The organism is Nocardia cyriacigeorgica (genome assembly GCF_029868385.1).
Taxonomy (GTDB): Bacteria; Actinomycetota; Actinomycetes; order Mycobacteriales; family Mycobacteriaceae; genus Nocardia; species Nocardia cyriacigeorgica_F.
On record NZ_JARWNX010000060.1, the window covers coordinates 132,791 to 149,848 of the forward strand.

A 17,058-nucleotide genomic window follows, 5' to 3' on the forward strand; every position below is an offset into this window, starting at 1 on the left:
TCGCTCACGCTCAGCTACCTTCCGCTCCTGCGGGCACATACAGGTGCCGCTTCGATATGTACTGCACGACGCCGTCGGGGACGAGGTACCAGACCGGCCGATTCTCAGCGGCGCGGCGACGGCATTCGCTCGACGAGATGGCCAGGGCCGGGATCTCGATCATGGTCACCGCATCGGTCGGAAGATCACGCAGATGTTCCTCGAGATGATCGGTGTGCAGCTCGTAGCCCGGACGGCTCACCCCGACGAACCTCGCCAGGTCGAACAGTTCCGCCCAATCCTGCCACGTCAGGATATTGGCCAGCGCGTCCGCTCCGGTGATGAAGTACAGCTCCGCATCGGGGTGCTGGGATCGCAGGTCACGCAGGGTCTCCACGGTGTAGGTGACCCCGCCGCGGTCGATATCGGCCCGGCTGACCGAGAACCGCGGATTGGACGCCGTCGCGATGACGGTCATCAGATAGCGGTCCTCGGCCGGGCTGACCTGCTTGTCCGCCTTCTGCCACGGCTGTCCGGTGGGCACGAAGACGACTTCGTCGAGGTCGAACCGATTGGCGACCTCGCTGGCGGCGACCAGGTGACCGTGGTGGATGGGGTCGAACGTTCCGCCCATCACCCCGAGCTTGCGTCGGGGCCGGCCTGTCGTGTGCATGAGTGCCGAGCTTAACGGGTGTGCGAGCCGCCACCGTGGCCGTGCGGGCGACTAGGCGTCCTCCGGCTCCTCGATCTGGAACTCACCACGCATATCGGCCAGCTGGGATCGGGTGAGCGCCAGCTCGGCGGCGAGGTCGGTCGCAGTCTGCGCCTCGGTCGCAGCGGCCAGCTCCGCGATCAGGGCCTCCATGGTGGCCAGCCAGGTCGGTGTCGCGGAGTCGGCGTCCTCGTCCCAGGTCTGCATCCACGCGAGCCGCCGCAGGCAATCGGCGCGGGTGCCGATCTCGCCGAGCCCACCCCACAGATCGGCCGCACGCAGATAGGCCGCCCGTGCCTCGTCGGTGCGGCCGGACCGTGCGAGCGCCTGCGCCGCCGATCCGGCCAGTTCGGCCCGGAGTTCGTCGTGTCCGGCGACCTTCTCGATCACCATCGCGGCCGAGACGTACTGGTGCGCGGCATCGTCGTACCGGCGCAGCGCCGACAGCGAGGCCCCGTACTGCGCACCGATGACGGCCAGCTCCGAGGCCGGATATCCCAGGTCGGGGTCGCTGACGACCTGCTCGAACAGGGCGGCGGCCGGACCGTGCTGGCCCGCGCGATGGAAGGCGCGGGCCGCCACGCAGCTGTGATGCGCCGCGTCGGCGTCCGACAACCCCGACCAGCGGGCGGCGGCGTAGAGCGCGGCATCGGCCAGGTCGATCTCGCGTCCCGGCTGCCCGGCCAGCGCCGAGACCAGCAGCGAGTTCAACCGGGCCAGATCCTCACGTGGCAGCGCACCGGCACCGACCGCCAGCGCCCGCCGCAGCTGGGTTTCGGCGGCCGCCGCGTCGGTATGCAGCCGCGCGGTGGCCGCTTCGATCAGCCGCCTCGCTTCGGTCGAGCGATCGACTGCCTCCGCGGCGGGTCCGGTGTCACCCGTCGACGCGGGCAGCGGGGACGCGGTGGCCGCGCTCACCGCAACCGTCGGGAGCGGTGCATCGGCGGGCAGGCGCCCACGCAAGCCGAGGGGCAGCAGCTCGAGCAGCGGCTGCCTGGTCAGCCGGGCGGTGGCGCGACGGCTGAACTCATCGGTGCCGTTCCTGCTGTCGTAGCGCCGCGTCAGCTGCTCGATCTCGGGTTCGAACTCGGCCAGCACCGAGGCCACCGTTCCCGCACCGAGCGGCAGCTCCCCCATGTCCAACGCCGTCAATCGGCGCAGCAGCACGCTCGCTCCGGTGATGAACGAGAGGCGGTTCGCGGTATCGGCGGCCTGCTCGGTGATCCAGCCGCTGTGCTCGGCGAGGATTTCGAGCCCACGAGCCTCATTGCCGGTGAGCGCGCAGAACTCGATGTGTTTGCCCACCGACGCACGCAGCTCGATATTGTGCCGGACCAGCGGATATCCGGTCAGATGCGCACTGCGTGCCGCTGCGGTGCGTCCGGTACGCAGCATCGGCAGCAGCGCCTTGGCCAGCACCCGATGCGGCTCCTCCGCGCAGGTGCGGTCACCGTCGAGCACCGGCTGCCAATGCTCGAGCGCCGCCTCATCGTCACCGGCGGCCTCGCTGATGACGCCCCAGCTGTTGCGTTCACAGGCATCGCAGTCGGCCATGCTGTCGCGTTCGGCGGCGAGCGCGGCATCCCGGAAACCGATCGCCGCCGCGTGGTCACCGAGCGCGCTGGCCATATCGGCGCGCAGGCTCAGCGCCGGACGCGCACTGTACCCACGCTGCCGATACCGGTTCTCCAGCTCGTCGAGCCAGCGATGCACCGTCGGCAGCCCGACCGCCGGATTCCAGATCAGGTCCGAGGTCATCCATTTCAGCTGCCAATGCACCGAGTGGGTCAGATGACCCAGCTCGGCCGGATGCGCATCGTAGATCCCCAGTAGCCTGCCGTAGGCGACCGGCGACAGATCACGTTCACCGGCATACATATACGAGCGGGCCAGCTCGAGCAGCACACTGCCCTCGAGCGCGCGGTCGGCCCCGCTACGCGCGGCCGCCGCCACCGTCTCCAGGCGCTGGGTACGGGTCCGCCCATGCGGCAGCGAGCGGCAGCGGCGCAGTTCGGTCTCGATCTCGGCGTGTTCCATCTCAGTTCTCCCCGCCATCGACGGCGCGCTCGGTCGCCCAGCTGAGGAACTCGCCGAACGCGCGGTTGAGCAGCGCGGTGTCAGCGGGCCGCAGTGGCCGGTGGGTCATCAGCAATGCCTGTCCGTACAGCGATTCCACCGCGGTCTTCAAGAACGCCGGATCGCCGATGCGGGCCAGCCTGCGCACCACCGGGCTGTGATAGTTGAGCACCAGCTGTGCGCGTGGTGTCGCGGATTCGAGCGCGCCGAGGATGTCTGACCACAGGTCGTCGGCGTCGGCGGCGGTATCGGCCCTGGCGCGTTCGTTCCTTGCGCCGCGGCTGTCGAGGTAGAGCGCGGGCACCGATACCGGGTGGAAGGCACGCAGCAGCACATCGCAGGCCAGGGGGTCGAGGGTGGTGCGCGCGGCAGCAAGGACCGGCGCCAACGCCAGCTCCTCGGCCGGGTCCACCGGATCCAGCGCGGCAGTCACCGCGGCGCCGTCGAGTTCGACCACTTCCACCCCCGCCACGATCTGCGGGAGCAGCGCGACCAGTTCGGCGTCATAGGTGTAGCCGCCGTTGACGATGCCGATGCCCTGCGCCGACGCCGTCTGCGCGACCTGCCGGAACTCCTCCACCGACGCACTGACCCGCACCACCGGATGTTTGCGGACGAACTCGGTGAGCGGTATCCGGCCTTCGGTGGTCTCGAACAGCAGATGCGGCAACATGATCTGAAACAGTTCGGTCGAATGCCTGGCCATGGCCTTGACCCCGAGGGCATGCACCGACAGGAACGCGGCCAGCCGTTCGGGCTGCTCGGCGGCGATCTCGGTGAGCCAGTCACGCACGCGCTCACCGAGCGCATCGCGCACGATGGCCAGCCGTTCGTCCTCGTAGAGCCCCTCCCGCGACGCGGTCGGCCGCAGCGAGTCGGTATCGATGACGCAGCGCACGAAGAATGCCCAGTCCGGCAGCACCCCGCGCACGGCGTCGCCGAGCAGCATCCCCTTCAGATAGACGCGGTGCGCACTGGATTCGGCCGGATTGCCCGGCTGCGACAGCACATAGGCGACACCACTCACCCCGGCCGCTTCGGCATCGAGGTCGATCACATCCAACGGCTGGAAACCGAGGACCCGTTCGCCGTAGTCGAACAGGGCGGCCCGGCGCAGGGCGGGTGAATCGAATCGACGCCGCCAGACCGGCGGCGGATCGGTCACCCGGACCACCGCCCCGTCGGCGTCGACGGTCACCTCGTACGGCAGCAGCGAACCGTAGTCGGCGACCAGTTCGAGCACTCGTTCGGCGGTGAACCAGGACTGCGCGCCCGGTCGCGGCGTCAGCTCGACGGTGGTGCCCGGTTCGGGATATTCCTGCGGATCGAGCGCGCGCAGCACATAGGTGCCGTCGGCGGCGGCGTTCCACTCCACCGGGACCGCTTCAGGGTCGGCGGCCGACCTTGTGACGACGCGGATCGTCTCCGCAACGGTGAAACAAGCGAGCAAACCGATCCCGAACTGGCCGAGGAACTCCCGCCGCGCACCCTCGATGTCATCGCGTTTGGAGGAACGGCCGATCGTGGCGAGGAAACGGTGCACATCGGTTTCGGTGAGACCGATACCGGGATCGGTGATGCGCAGGCCGCTGCCGTCGAGGGTCAGGCGGATCGCGGTGGGTGCGGTGGGTTCGAGTTTCGCGCGGGCGGTGACGGCGTCGACGGCGTTCTGCAACAGCTCCCGGATGTAGACCCGCGGACTCGAGTACAGGTGGTGCGACAGCAGATCCACGATGCCGCGTAGATCGACCTGGAACGAATAGTTGTTGTCCGTTGGAGCTGTGTTGACCATTCGGGCATTGTCGCGGCAACACCATAAGATTCGCTTAACAAGCGCTGATCGTCACACCGGAAGCAGCCGCGATACCACAGCGGTCAGCTGCGCCGCCGACCGGCATTCGTGCATCTCGATCACCTGCTGATACTTATCGGCCGCCGAATCACCCGATCCCCATTGGGTTTCCGGCTCCGGGTTCAGCCAGTGCGCGTGCTTGGCAACCTCGACCAGACCGCGCAATGTGTCCAGATCGGGGTCGCGATAGTTGGTGCGCGCATCACCGAGGATCAGCAGCGAGCTGCGGCTGGTGACGGCATCGGGCCACTTCGCGGCGAACCCGGACAGCGCGCTGCCGTAATCGGAATGCCCGTCGAACCCGGCGACATCGGCCTCGGTGAACACCCGCTTCATCGCCTCGTCCAACTGCGTTCGCGCATCGAAGAACCGGGTCACCTCATCGGTTTGATCGACGAAGGCGAAGATCCGCACCCGGGAGAACTGCTCACGCAACGCACTCACCAACAGCAAGGTGAAATTGCTGAATCCGGCGACCGAACCGGAGACATCGCACAGCAGCACCAACTCCGGTCGGCCCGGCCGTGGCTTGCGGCTGACCAGGTCGATCGGCACCCCACCGGTGGACATGGATGTGCGCAGGGTGCGCCGCAGATCGATCTCACCACGCCGGGAATGCCTGCGCCGCACCGCCAACCGCGAGGCCAGGATCCGGGCCAGCCGCTGTGTACTGCGGCGCAGCTCGGCCAATTCCGACTCCGAGGCGCGCAGGAAATCGACCTCTTCGGCCTGGCGGGCGACGCCGTAGCTGGCGACGCGCTCCCGGCCGATCCGCTCGGCGACGCGCCTGCGGGTCTCGGCGTCGACGGTGGCGCGGAAGCCATCGATGCGCTGACGGGCGGCGCGGCGCGCGACCTCGGTAGCGAACGCACTCGCGTCGGGGCGCGCCAATCCGGCCAGGATCTTCGCCAGCAGGGTCTGCGGCTGCACCTCTTTGAGCGCCTGATAGGTGGAGAACGACGGACCGCGCGCGGACTGATACTGGCCCAATTCCTCGACCATCTGCCCGGCCAGCGACTCCAGCTGCGCGGCCGAACCCTCCTCGGTCAGCAACTCGGACAGCAACTCACGCAGCGCCTCGATATCGACCTCCCCCGAGGGCGTCCGCGGGATCTCGACATCGTCGACCGTATCGGTGCGGGCGCCGATCGCGACCGGAAACCACAGGTCGAACAGACCGTCGTAGGTGGCGCGGTGGGTGGTGCGGCGCAGCAGCGCGCAGGCAAGGCCCTCCCGCACCGCCTCGCGGTCCATCAGGTCGAGCACTGTCAGGACCCGGCCCGCGTCCACCGTTTCCGAGGGACCGACCGGAACACCGCGCTCCCGCAATGCCTCGACGAATCCGACGAGATGACCCGCGATACCGTGCGGCGCCTGGAAACTCGGCGACTGCGCGGACACCGAACGCGCGGACATCGGCTCAGGCCAGTTTCAGCTCGGCCAGCGCACGCTCGTGGTCGCTGCGATGTTTGAGCACCACGCCGAGGGTGGCGCGCACCGTGGTGTCGTCGAGATCCTGCATACCGAGCGCGAGCAGGGTGCGGCCCCAGTCGATGGACTCCGCCACCGACGGCAGCTTCTTCAACGGCATACCGCGCAGCACGTGCACGATCCGCACCAGCTGCGCCGCGACGGCCTCCGGCAGCTCCGGCACCCGGCTGGCCAGGATGCGACGCTCCAGCTCGGCGTCGGGGAAATCCAGATGCAGGTAGAGGCAGCGGCGCTTGAGCGCTTCGGACAATTCCCGCGTCGCATTGGAGGTGAGCACCACGAACGGCTTGTGCTCGGCGGTGATGGTGCCCAGTTCCGGCACGGTCACCGCGAAATCGCTGAGCACCTCGAGCAGCAGCCCTTCGATCTCGACATCGGCCTTATCGGTCTCATCGATGAGCAGCACCGTCGGCTCGGTTCGGCGGATCGCGGTCAGCAGCGGCCGCGCCAGCAGGAACTCCTCGGTGAAGACATCAGCCTTGGTCTCTTCCCAGTCGTTCTCGCTGGAGGCCTGAATCCGCAGGATCTGCTTGGCGTGATTCCACTCGTATAGCGCACGAGCCTCGTCGACGCCCTCGTAGCACTGCAACCGCACCAGCTCGGCGCCCGCGGTCTGCGCGACCGCACGCGACAACTCGGTCTTGCCGACACCGGCCGGGCCCTCGATCAGCAATGGTTTACCCAGCCGATCGGCCAGGAACACCGACGTGGCGGTGGCCTTGTCGGCGAGATAACCGGTCTCGGCGAGCCGATCGATCACCTCGTCCACCGACGCGAAGATCGGCTCCTGAACCGCGACCTGATCCGACTTCGAGCGCTCCACCACCGCGTCCCTTTCCTGCGACTACCAGCCCCACGCTACGGGACGGCGGATCCGCGTCACGGTTCAGACCGGACGGACCTGCCCCTCGCCCCAGACGATCCACTTGGTGGAGGTGAGTTCGGGAAGCGCCATCGGGCCGCGCGCGTGCAGCTTCTGGGTGGAGATGCCGATCTCGGCGCCGAACCCGAACTGCTCACCGTCGGTGAAGGCAGTGGAGGCGTTCACCATGACCGCGGCGGCATCGACCCGGCTGGTGAATTCGCGCGCGGCGGCCAGCTCGGCGGTGACGATGGCCTCGGTGTGGCCGGTACCCCAGGTGTTGATGTGCTCGATCGCGGCGTCCAGACCGTCGACGACCTTCAACGCGATATCGAGGGTCAGGTACTCCTCACCCCAGTCGGCGTCGGTGGCGGGCACCTGACCGGGCAGATCACCGTGGATGGTGACGCCGCTGTCCTCGAGCGCCTTGGTGAGCCGCGGGACGGCGGTCTCGGCGATGGTGGCATCGATGAGTACCGTCTCGGCCGCATTGCAGACGCTCGGCCTGCGGGTCTTGGCGTTGATCAGGATCTGCTCGGCCATCTCCAGATCGGCGCCCGCGTGCACGTAGACATGGCAGTTGCCGGTGCCGGTCTCGATGGTCGGCACCTGCGCATCGCGCACCACGGCATTGATCAGACCCGCGCCACCACGCGGGATGACCACATCGACCAGGCCGCGCGCCTGGATCAGATGCGTGACGCTGGAGCGGTCCTCGCTCGGCAGCAGCTGGACGGAATCGGCGGGAATACCCTGCTCGACAAGCGATTCACGCAGCACTTCGACCAGGGCGGCATTCGATCGGGCCGCCGAGGACGAGCCACGCAGCAGGGCGGCGTTACCCGATTTCAACGCCAGCCCGAAAGCGTCGACGGTAACGTTCGGCCGCGCCTCGTACACCATGCCGACCACACCGAGCGGCACCCGCACCTGACGGATCTCCAGCCCGTTCGGCAGCGTGGACCCACGCACCACCACACCCACCGGGTCCGGCAGCCCCGCGACCTGACGCAGCCCGGAGGCGATGCCATCGATACGCGCCTTCGTCAGCCGCAAACGGTCGAGCAGCGATTCCTCGGTGCCCGCCGCCTGCGCGGTCGCGATGTCCTCGGCATTGGCGGCCAGCACCCGGTCCGCGGCGGCGAGCAACGCATCGGCGGCGGCGTGCAGCGCCTCGTTCTTCTCGGCGGTCGTCAACTGGGCGAGCGCACGCGAGGCCACCCGAGCCTTACGCGCGGCCTCGTGCACGGCCGCACGGATATCGATCCCGGCTGTCTGTCCTACCGTCATGGGTTACAGACTACGCAGCCGCTCCGACACCGAATCATCGTGCCGCGGCCGCAGAGGTCGCTGGTCCGCGCCGGTCACGGCGATGGCTGTCGGTGCCATCGGCTACGTTGCCGGATGCGGTGCGTAGTTCACGACACAGGAGCGGAGACACGGTGGCAGTCCCTCGTAACAGCAGCGCCCCGGTCGTGCCGAGTGCGCCGAAACCGCGTGAGCGGCGAGTCGCGCAATCACCGGGCGACGATTTCGACGACGACACCACCATCGACGACGTCGTCTACTCCGATGCCGATCTGACCCGCCCGCAGACCCACGCGCTCGGCCTCGAGGGTTGCCGATTCGACAGCTGCCGACTGGGTGGGGTCATGCGCGGGGTCACCCTGTACGACTCCGAGCTGTCGGTCTGCGATCTGGCCAACCTCGAGGCCGACGAATGTTCGATGGCCGAATGTGTGATCAGCACCAGCAGGCTGACGGGGATGTCGTGGACCGCGGGTAACTGGCGTGATGTCCTGCTCGAGGGCACCCGCGCCGACCTCACTTCGTTCCGGTACTCCAAGCTGCGCACCGTGGTCTTCCGCGACTGCGATCTGCGGCAGGCCGATTTCGAGGGCGTCGACTTCCGCAACGTCGTCTTCGAACGCTGCAATCTGACCGGCGCCCGCTTCACCGGGACCGGCGCCAGACACAATCTCCGATTCAGCGATTGCACCCTCGCCGATATCAACGGCGTGACCCACCTACGCGGCGCGACCGTCGACGGCGGCGACCTCCTCGGCCTCGCCGCAAGCCTGGCCCGCGAAGCCGGGATCACGGTGCGCTGGTAAATCAGCTGGTGCGACGGGCGACCCGCTCGCTCACCTCCATCAGCTCGTCTCCGTGCTCGGTGATCGCGGGCGTCGATCCCAACTCAGCGATTTCCGTCGCGTAGGCGGCGCGCGCTACCCGCCTGCGGCTACCGTGCCGGTATGACCGACGGACGTGGGCCCGTGATCGCGGTGCTCGGCAGCATCAACATGGATCTGGTCACCACCACCGAGCGGCGGCCGCACCCCGGTGAGACGGTGCTCGGCAGCGGATTCGCCATGGTGCCGGGCGGTAAAGGCGCGAATCAGGCGGTCGCGGCCGGACGGGCCGGTGGGCGGGTGGAGTTCATCGGGGCGGTCGGTGACGATGTGTTCGCCGACGGACTGCGGGCGGTGTTGCGGGAATCCGGTGTGGGGACCGCCCGGTTGCGCACGGTCGACGGGCCGAGCGGAATCGCCGCGATCGTGGTGGACGCGGGCGGTGAGAACAGCATCATCGTGGTGGGCGGGGCCAATGCCACGCTGACCGAACTCGACGATGACGATCTCGCGGTGCTCGACGCCGCCGATATCCTGCTGTGCCAGTTGGAGATTCCGATACCGACGGTGGCAGCCGCAGCACGGCATGCGAGGGCGAACGGCACCACTGTCGTGCTCAACCCCTCGCCCGCCCGCTCATTGCCGTCCGAGTTGTGCGCCGATGTCGACGTCGCGGTGGTCAACTCCGGCGAATTCACCGACCTCGGGTCCGCGCTCGACCCGGTTCCGCATCTGGTGGTGACGCTCGGTGCGGACGGTGCTCGCTATCGCGGTCCCGACGGCGCGGAACTCGCCGTACCAGGTGCGACGGTGGATGTGGTGGACACGACCGGCGCGGGCGATACGTTCACCGGGGCCCTCGCCGTCGCCTGGAATCGCGGCCCTGCCGAGGCACTGCGCTTCGCCTGCACGGCGGGTGCACTGGCCACCACCCGATTGGGTGCGAGCGTTTCGATTCCGCACCGCGCCGAGATCGATGCCGCACTCGGCGACACCGACTCCGCAGTGTGAATACCGTCGGCAGCGTATGACGGACAGGTGCGCGGGCACCTGTGATCGCCGTACTCCCACCGATATTCGAGTGCGCCCCGCCGTTCCCGCGCCTACCGTTGAATGCGTCAGGCGAAATCGATTTCGCACGGTAGTGAAAGGACCGAGACGATGTTTCCCGTCGAGCTGCCCGGTACCCGGGCGCGGACGTTGATGTGGGCTTCCGAGCACGATATCGAGCACGCCGCGCTGCGACAGCTGCGCAATATCGCGCAATTGGAATGGGTTCACGGTGTCCGCGTCATGCCGGACGTGCACCTCGGCAAAGGTGCGACGGTCGGCTCGGTGATCGCCATGAAGGACGCCGTCGCGCCCGCCGCCATCGGCGTGGATATCGGCTGCGGAATGGAGAGCGTGAAGACCGACCTCACCGCCTCCGACCTGCCCGATGACCTGCGTTCCCTGCGCAGCCGCATCGAGGCCGCCGTGCCGGTGGGCTTCCACGCCCACGACGCCCCGGTGAACGTCGGCCGGATCGGCGCCGAGGTCTCCGCACTGGGTGCGAGCACATCGACGCTGCGTTCGGGATGGGACCGGTTCTGGGGTTCGTTCACCGATCTCGACAAGAGTGTGCGGTCGCGTGAGTCCAAGGCGCATAAGCAGATGGGCACGCTGGGCGGCGGGAATCATTTTATCGAGATCTGTGTGGACCAGGATGACGCCGTCTGGATTCTGCTGCATTCCGGCAGCCGGAACATCGGTAAGGAACTCGCCGAACGGCATATGGCCGTCGCCCGAACGCTGCCACACAATGTGGATCTTCCAGATCGCGATTTGGCCGTATTTCTTTCCGGCACCCCGGAAATGGACGCCTACCGTCGCGACCTCACCTGGGCTCAGGAATACGCCGCACGCAACCGAGCGGTCATGCTGGCATTGGTGTGCCGTGCGGTTCGCGACGAATTCGCCGACCGTCCGGTGCGTTTCGATGCCCCGATCTCCTGCCATCACAACTACGTGGCGGAAGAGGTGATCGACGGCACGCCGATGCTGGTGACTCGTAAGGGCGCCGTGCGCGCGGGAAAGGGCGATCTGGCGTTGATCCCCGGTTCGATGGGCACCCGCTCGTATGTCGTACAGGGCAAGGGAAACCCGGATTCGTTCCAGTCCGCGTCCCACGGCGCGGGTCGACGGATGAGCCGCACCGCGGCCAAGAAGCGGTACAGCGTCGCCGACCTGATCGCCCAGACCGAGGGCGTCGAGTCCCGTAAGGACGCCGGGGTCGTGGACGAGATCCCGGCCGCCTACAAGGACATCGACGACGTCATCGCCGCCCAGCACGACCTCGTCGAGGTGGTGGCGACGCTGCGCCAAGTGCTCTGCGTCAAGGGCTGATCGGTTACCCGGCCGGACCGCATCAGGTCCGGCCGGGTCCGGCTCAACGGCGTTTGAGGGTTGCCACCACGCCCGCGCCGAACAGCAGCGTGCCGACGATGAGGACCATTCCGCTGACCAGCCAGGCGTGCAACGCGACGTGGAGTTCGGCGGGGAGGCCGGGGAAATCGCCGATCAGGCGGAAGGTGTCCTCGGGGAAGAGGATTTGGATGATGCCGGGGAGGATGCCCCAGATCAGGCCCGCGATCATGGTCGCCGCGGGCGAGTAGGCGGCAAGCACCGCCACCAGTAGCAGCAGGATCGCGCCGAGCACCGACTGGCCGGGTGCGCTCCAGCGGTCGACGGCGTCCCACCAGCGGCTGGTGGTCAGCGAACCGTGCGCGGCGATGCCGATGCCGATCGGCGTCACCACCAGCCCGATCACGGTCCCGATCAGGGTGCGGCCGAGGGAGCCGCGGTTCTGGAACTGGGCTCCCGGTGGCGACCACCCCGCGGGAGACTGAAAACTTTCCGGCATTACGTCCTCCTACCAGACCCCGGCCCGGTGGCCCCTCGTGATCAACCTCATTGTCCACGGGAGTACCCAGATCCGCCGGTCACGGCTCGGACTCGTCGGCCACCGGTGATCTTGTCGGTGGTGTGGGGCACCATGGGCGCATGAACACGGCTGAGGGGACGACAACGACGGGTATCGACGTTGCCGAGCTGCGTGCGCGGGCCGAGGGGCTGCTGCGGGAGCTGGCCGGTGGCGGGGCGCGGCTGCGCGAGGACCAGTGGACCGCGATCGAAGCGCTGGTGGTGCATCGGCGTCGTGCGCTGGTGGTGCAGCGCACCGGCTGGGGTAAATCGGCGGTGTACTTCATCGCGGCGAAGCTGCTGCGCGCGGCGGGGCGTGGTCCGACGGTGATCGTGTCGCCGCTGCTGGCGCTGATGCGCAACCAGGTGGCCGCCGCCGAACGCGCGGGTGTGGTCGCGGCGACCATCAACTCCGGCAATGTCACCGAATGGGACGATATCCACGCTCAGGTCGCCGCGGGTGCGGTCGATGTCCTGCTCGTCAGCCCGGAGCGGCTGAACAATCCCGACTTCCGGGACCAGGTGCTGCCGAAACTCGCCGCCGACGCGGGCCTGGTGGTGATCGATGAAGCTCATTGTGTCTCGGACTGGGGCCACGATTTCCGACCCGACTACCGGCGTATCCGCACCCTCATCGCCGACCTCGGTTCCGAGGTTCCGGTGCTGGCCACCACCGCCACCGCCAACGACCGCGTGGTCACCGATGTCGCCACCCAGATCGGCACCGACACCCTGGTACTGCGCGGCACCCTCGACCGCGAATCACTGCATCTGTCGGTGGTGCGGTTCGACGACGCCGTCGAGCGCACGGCCTGGCTCGGCCGCCATCTGGGTGAACTGCCCGGTTCGGGCATCGTCTACACACTGACCGTCGCCGCCGCCCAGGATCTGGCCGACGTACTGAACTCCCATGGTCACACCGTGAACGCCTATACCGGCCAGACCGATCCGGCCGAACGCGAAATGCTCGAGGCGGCCCTGCTGAACAACGAGGTCAAGGCGCTGATCGCCACCTCGGCGCTCGGCATGGGATTCGACAAACCGGATCTCGGTTTCGTGGTGCACGTCGGCGCGCCCTCCTCCCCGATCTCCTACTACCAGCAGGTCGGCCGTGCTGGACGAGGCACCGAACGGGCCGAGGTGGTGCTGCTGCCCGGCCCGGAAGACGCACGCATCTGGAGCTACTTCGCCTCCGTCGCCTTCCCGCGCGAGCACATCGTGCGTTCGGTACTCGCGGCGCTGGACACCGAACGTCCGCAGTCGACGGCTGCCCTGGAACCGCTGGTCGAATTGAATCGGTCGCGGCTGGAGATGGTGCTGAAAGTGCTCGATGTCGACGGCGCAGTGCGGCGGGTACGCGGCGGATGGATGTCCACCGGTCAGGCCTGGACCTACGACACCGAACGCTACGAGCGGCTGGAAGCGGCCAGATCGGCCGAACAGCAGGCGATGATCGATTACCAGTCGACGACCGGATGCCGGATGGTGTTCCTCCGCGGTCAACTCGACGATCCGGGCTTGCAGGCCGCGGCGCCGGGCACCTCCGATTGCGGCCGTTGCGACAACTGCACCGGTACCCGGCCGGATACCTCCGTCGACGCCGATACGGTGGCCACCACCCGCCTCCGACTCGACCGTCCCGGCATCGACCTCGCGCCGCGCAAGGTGTGGCCGACCGGTATGGCGAAACTCGGTATCTCCTTGTCCGGCAAGATCTCCGACGGCGCGGAAACCGGCCGGGTACTCGGCAGGCTCAGCGCACTCGGTTGGGGGCAGCGATTGCGTGCCCTACTCGACGGCCCCGATGCCCCCGTCCCCGACACCGTGGTGCAGGCCTGCATCGCCGTACTGCGCGACTGGGATTGGGATATCCGCCCCACCTCCGTGCTGGCCTTGGAATCACCCACCCATCCCGTGCTGACGGCGAGCCTCGCGACCCGTCTCGCGGAGATCGGCAAACTCCGCGACCTCGGCACGATGCGGGTACGCCCCGATCGTCCGCCGGTATCCGCGGTCAACTCCGCGCACCGCGTAGCCGCCCTGCACGAACTGTGGGAACTACCGGACCTGGAAGACCTGGACGGCCCGATCCTGCTCGTCGACGCCCTCACCGACACCGGCTGGACCTTCACCGTCGCCGCCCACGAACTCCGCGCCGCCGGAGCCCCCGCCGTCCTCCCCTTCGCCCTCGCCACCCCGACCTGATCCTCTACCGACCGCACTGACGCGTCGCCGGGATCGATGACGCGGCCCAGATCCAGATCCGGATCGAAATCCCGCCCGGCCGCATCACATCCAGCGATCATGACGCGCACCGCCGCATCGATGGCCACTATGTTCGCCAGATCGACAATGACCTTTACCGGCCGGACTACCTTCGCCCCCGGCTCGACCGGTCGCCGAACCCGACACGCTGGAAAGCTCCACCCAGCCCCGCCGACTCGGCGAGCGAGGTCCGAGCTGGAGAGGAACTACTACGGTGCTTCTGCTGCAAGGTGATCCATACCCTGAACTTCTACGCACTTGCAAACGCGAGGCATTTCACCTGGAAGTCCTCGACTCCTACGGTGTCGCCGTGGAATCCGAACCGTTGCGCCGCTTCCTCGCGGGCCGCCGACGGCTGATTTCGAACGGCGACTTCGCGGGGTGCAACGTCAGGTGAAGAGTTGACCGAATCGACGTACTTCCTCGGCGATCAGTTCTGCCAGGGGTTGGTGTGACTCACGGCTCAGGTGTACACCGTCGATTCCCGGACGTGCAACGGTAGCGGCGTCCACGAACAAGGCTCCGCGCTTATGAGCGACGCCGCGTATCGCCTCGCCGAGTTCGCGCGATTTACGCACGGAGTCGGCGTCGTATTCGGAACTCTGCTCGGCGAATGCGGGCTGGTCGGCGTCAAGGTGTATCGGACCGACCAGCAGTATCGCCGGTACCCCACCGGTGCGGGTCCACGCGGTGCGTTCGATGTGGTCGATATAGCCCTCGAGCGCGGCGGCGACGGCGTCTACCTCTCGACCGAACTTGGTTTTGAGATCGTTGTTTCCCAGCATGATGATCACCATGTCCAACGGTGAGTGGCTGCGCAGGCATGGTTGAAAGTACTTGCGGCCATTGCGATCATCCCGGTCAGGATCGTCCAGGTCGGTGGTCCGGCCGCCGAGGCCTTCCTCGACAAGAGCGTATTCGGCACCCAGAATCTGCTGGAGCCGCCCGGTCCAACGCACGTCGACCGGCCATCGTCCGCGCTTCTCGGCGGGTTGGCCGAATGTGTTGGAATCACCGAAGCACAGAATGGTGAAAGCAGAAGGGTTCACGATCAAGGTCGGATTCCTATGGGCTATACGGATACGCCGAGGTGTTCGGCAACATCGAAAAGACCAGTCGCGTGAAGCCTATCTCTACGGGCGCGACCCACCGGATGACTGTTGGCTCGTCGATGACGCCTCGATTACGTTCAACATCATCGACGGTGCGGGCAAACCTGTCGGTGCGGCGATCAGCACTGATCCCGGGGATCGTCGACCAGTGCGCGCGAGAGCGTCTGTGGCGACGGGCGACTCCATACGCCGACTATGTCGCAGGGGTGCGGTGACGGGTGCAGTACGGACCTGCACAGTGGTAGTGACGGACGCTCAGCGGTCGGGCGTTCGATGTGCTGGCTGGTCAGGCCCGCACCGGAGAGGGCGCGCGGGAGCTGATCCGGAAGGCTCTCGACAACCGTCGGGAATGACAGTGCTGGGCGCGTGAGGCCGGGTGGCGGGACCTGGTTCGGGTTATGGTCTGGGCATGGCCAGTGGCGTGGGGGCGGCGGTCGAGTTGGATGTCGGGGGGCGGGTGGTTCGTGTGTCCAGTCCTGATCGGGTGTATTTTCCCGAATCCGGTGCCACCAAGCTCGACCTGGTGCAGTACTACCTGAGTGTCGGGGATGGGATCGTCAACGCATTGCGGGATCGGCCGTGCATGCTGCATCGGTTTCCGAAGGGGCTGGCCGGGAACAAGGTGCATCAGAAGCGGCTACCGGCGGGCGCGCCGGAGTGGGTGCCGACGGTGCGGGTGTTCTTTCCGCGATATGGCAGGCATGCCGACGAGCTGTGTGTGTCGGAGCTGGCGGATGTCATCTGGGCGGTGCAGATGTCGACGGTGGAGTTCCATCCGTGGAATTCACGTCGCGCCGATACCGAGCGTCCGGACGAGTGGCGGATCGATCTGGATCCGATGCCCGACTGTCCGTGGTCGCGGGTGCAGCGGGTCGCGGGGGTGGTGCACGAGGTGCTCGATGAGATCGGGGCTGTCGGCTGGCCGAAGACTTCGGGTGGGCATGGGTTGCACGTGTACGTGCGGATCGCGCCGGAGTGGGGGTTTCAGGATGTGCGGCGTGCGGCGCTCGCGTTCGCCCATGAGGTGGAGCGACGCGCACCCGATGATGTGACCACCACCTGGTGGCGCAAGGACCGCGATCCGCGGCTGCTGTTCGTCGACTACAACCAGAACGCCCGCGATCACACCATCGCCGCCGCCTACTCGGTGCGCGGAGTCCCCGAGGCCACCGTCTCCACCCCGGTGACCTGGGACGAGATCGCCGATATCGACCCGCGCGATTTCACCATGGCCACCGTGCCCGCCCGCTACCGGAAACTCGGTGACCTGCACGCGGGCATCGATGACGCCGTGTTCGAACTGGACCGCCTGATCGAATGGGCCGACCGGGACAAGGTCGAGCTGGACGAGGACTGATCCGAGCGAGCCACGCCGCGCACCACGACGACGGCCGTGCTCGGCAACACCCTCGGAAAACGACACGGTCGTCGCAACCTCTCATCGAGAGTGTTGCGACGACCGCTAGAACCCGCCGAGCAGGTCGCCAGCTCCTCGAATCGGCCGCGCACAGCAGGTGGGTCAGGATGATCTTCGTGGTGCCGAGCAGCTGGCTGATAGGACAGCGCCGCGAGGCAGCGGATGTTCGACGTCACCGAGTTCATACCCAGCGGTGACG

At 67.5% G+C, this 17,058-nt stretch carries 14 protein-coding genes; 6 read left to right on the forward strand and 8 right to left on the reverse strand.

Annotated features, from left to right (window positions below):
- Positions 1-10 precede the first annotated feature (10 nt).
- Genes nadD through QH168_RS21370 form a run of 6 tightly spaced genes read right to left on the reverse strand, consistent with a single transcriptional unit; the run spans position 11 to position 8,262 of the window.
- Positions 11-652, reverse strand: a complete 642-nt coding sequence (gene nadD, locus QH168_RS21345; protein ID WP_280236530.1) for a nicotinate-nucleotide adenylyltransferase — start codon at positions 650-652, stop codon at positions 11-13.
- A 51-nt stretch (positions 653-703) separates the two neighbouring features.
- Positions 704-2,728, reverse strand: coding sequence for a hypothetical protein (locus tag QH168_RS21350; RefSeq protein ID WP_280236531.1), 2,025 nt, complete (start codon positions 2,726-2,728; stop codon positions 704-706).
- A gap of 1 nt (position 2,729) precedes the next feature.
- Positions 2,730-4,559: an HSP90 family protein gene (locus tag QH168_RS21355; RefSeq protein WP_280236532.1), complete on the reverse strand. Its 1,830-nt coding sequence runs from the start codon at positions 4,557-4,559 to the stop codon at positions 2,730-2,732.
- Positions 4,560-4,610: 51 nt separating this feature from the next.
- Positions 4,611-6,035, reverse strand: a complete 1,425-nt coding sequence (locus QH168_RS21360) for a vWA domain-containing protein (RefSeq protein WP_280236533.1) — start codon at positions 6,033-6,035, stop codon at positions 4,611-4,613.
- A gap of 4 nt (positions 6,036-6,039) precedes the next feature.
- Positions 6,040-6,936, reverse strand: coding sequence for an AAA family ATPase (locus QH168_RS21365; protein WP_280236534.1), 897 nt, complete (start codon positions 6,934-6,936; stop codon positions 6,040-6,042).
- A 60-nt stretch (positions 6,937-6,996) separates the two neighbouring features.
- Complete coding sequence (locus QH168_RS21370) at positions 6,997-8,262, reverse strand: glutamate-5-semialdehyde dehydrogenase (protein ID WP_280236535.1); 1,266 nt, start codon at positions 8,260-8,262, stop codon at positions 6,997-6,999.
- A 152-nt stretch (positions 8,263-8,414) separates the two neighbouring features.
- Between QH168_RS21370 and QH168_RS21375 the strand changes: the two genes are divergently transcribed.
- The 3 genes from QH168_RS21375 to QH168_RS21385 all read left to right on the forward strand — a co-directional run bounded on the left by QH168_RS21375 (position 8,415) and on the right by QH168_RS21385 (position 11,489).
- Positions 8,415-9,086, forward strand: a complete 672-nt coding sequence (locus QH168_RS21375; protein ID WP_280236536.1) for a pentapeptide repeat-containing protein — start codon at positions 8,415-8,417, stop codon at positions 9,084-9,086.
- A 141-nt stretch (positions 9,087-9,227) separates the two neighbouring features.
- Complete coding sequence (locus QH168_RS21380) at positions 9,228-10,115, forward strand: ribokinase (RefSeq protein ID WP_280236537.1); 888 nt, start codon at positions 9,228-9,230, stop codon at positions 10,113-10,115.
- A gap of 150 nt (positions 10,116-10,265) precedes the next feature.
- On the forward strand, positions 10,266-11,489 hold the full coding sequence (locus tag QH168_RS21385) for an RtcB family protein (RefSeq protein ID WP_280236538.1): 1,224 nt from the start codon (positions 10,266-10,268) through the stop codon (positions 11,487-11,489).
- Positions 11,490-11,532: 43 nt separating this feature from the next.
- Here the strand turns inward: QH168_RS21385 and QH168_RS21390 are convergent, their stop codons facing one another.
- Complete coding sequence (locus tag QH168_RS21390; protein ID WP_280236539.1) at positions 11,533-12,006, reverse strand: hypothetical protein; 474 nt, start codon at positions 12,004-12,006, stop codon at positions 11,533-11,535.
- A gap of 140 nt (positions 12,007-12,146) precedes the next feature.
- On the opposite strand from QH168_RS21390, the gene QH168_RS21395 reads away from it, so the two are divergent.
- Both QH168_RS21395 and QH168_RS27615 read left to right on the forward strand, forming a co-directional pair.
- The gene (locus tag QH168_RS21395) at positions 12,147-14,270 is read left to right on the forward strand and encodes a RecQ family ATP-dependent DNA helicase (RefSeq protein WP_280236540.1); all 2,124 of its coding nucleotides are present in this window, start codon (positions 12,147-12,149) and stop codon (positions 14,268-14,270) included.
- Between the two features lie 274 nt (positions 14,271-14,544).
- Positions 14,545-14,727 carry a DUF6879 family protein gene (locus QH168_RS27615; RefSeq protein WP_348537602.1) on the forward strand — a complete coding sequence of 61 codons (183 nt, stop codon included), beginning with the start codon at positions 14,545-14,547 and terminating at the stop codon, positions 14,725-14,727.
- Here the strand turns inward: QH168_RS27615 and QH168_RS21400 are convergent.
- A complete protein-coding gene (locus QH168_RS21400; RefSeq protein WP_280236541.1) occupies positions 14,720-15,379 on the reverse strand; it encodes a GDSL-type esterase/lipase family protein in 660 nt (219 codons plus the stop codon). The genes QH168_RS27615 and QH168_RS21400 overlap by 8 nt on opposite strands.
- Before the next feature lie 472 nt (positions 15,380-15,851).
- Here QH168_RS21400 and ligD point away from each other — a divergent pair, with 472 nt between their 5' ends.
- A complete protein-coding gene (gene ligD, locus QH168_RS21405; RefSeq protein WP_280236542.1) occupies positions 15,852-16,799 on the forward strand; it encodes a non-homologous end-joining DNA ligase in 948 nt (315 codons plus the stop codon).
- The last annotated feature ends 259 nt before the right edge of the window (positions 16,800-17,058 follow it).

What these genes read in the sequence shown, in the direction of transcription:
- nadD (WP_280236530.1), bottom strand. Translation starts at nt 652, where the DNA reads ATGCACACGACAGGCCGGCCCCGACGCAAGCTCGGGGTGATGGGCGGA.
- QH168_RS21350 (WP_280236531.1), bottom strand. Translation starts at nt 2,728, where the DNA reads ATGGAACACGCCGAGATCGAGACCGAACTGCGCCGCTGCCGCTCGCTG.
- QH168_RS21355 (WP_280236532.1), bottom strand. Translation starts at nt 4,559, where the DNA reads ATGGTCAACACAGCTCCAACGGACAACAACTATTCGTTCCAGGTCGAT.
- QH168_RS21360 (WP_280236533.1), bottom strand. Translation starts at nt 6,035, where the DNA reads ATGTCCGCGCGTTCGGTGTCCGCGCAGTCGCCGAGTTTCCAGGCGCCG.
- QH168_RS21370 (WP_280236535.1), bottom strand. Translation starts at nt 8,262, where the DNA reads ATGACGGTAGGACAGACAGCCGGGATCGATATCCGTGCGGCCGTGCAC.
- QH168_RS21380 (WP_280236537.1), top strand. Translation starts at nt 9,228, where the DNA reads ATGACCGACGGACGTGGGCCCGTGATCGCGGTGCTCGGCAGCATCAAC.
- QH168_RS21385 (WP_280236538.1), top strand. Translation starts at nt 10,266, where the DNA reads ATGTTTCCCGTCGAGCTGCCCGGTACCCGGGCGCGGACGTTGATGTGG.
- QH168_RS21390 (WP_280236539.1), bottom strand. Translation starts at nt 12,006, where the DNA reads ATGCCGGAAAGTTTTCAGTCTCCCGCGGGGTGGTCGCCACCGGGAGCC.
- QH168_RS21395 (WP_280236540.1), top strand. Translation starts at nt 12,147, where the DNA reads ATGAACACGGCTGAGGGGACGACAACGACGGGTATCGACGTTGCCGAG.
- ligD (WP_280236542.1), top strand. Translation starts at nt 15,852, where the DNA reads ATGGCCAGTGGCGTGGGGGCGGCGGTCGAGTTGGATGTCGGGGGGCGG.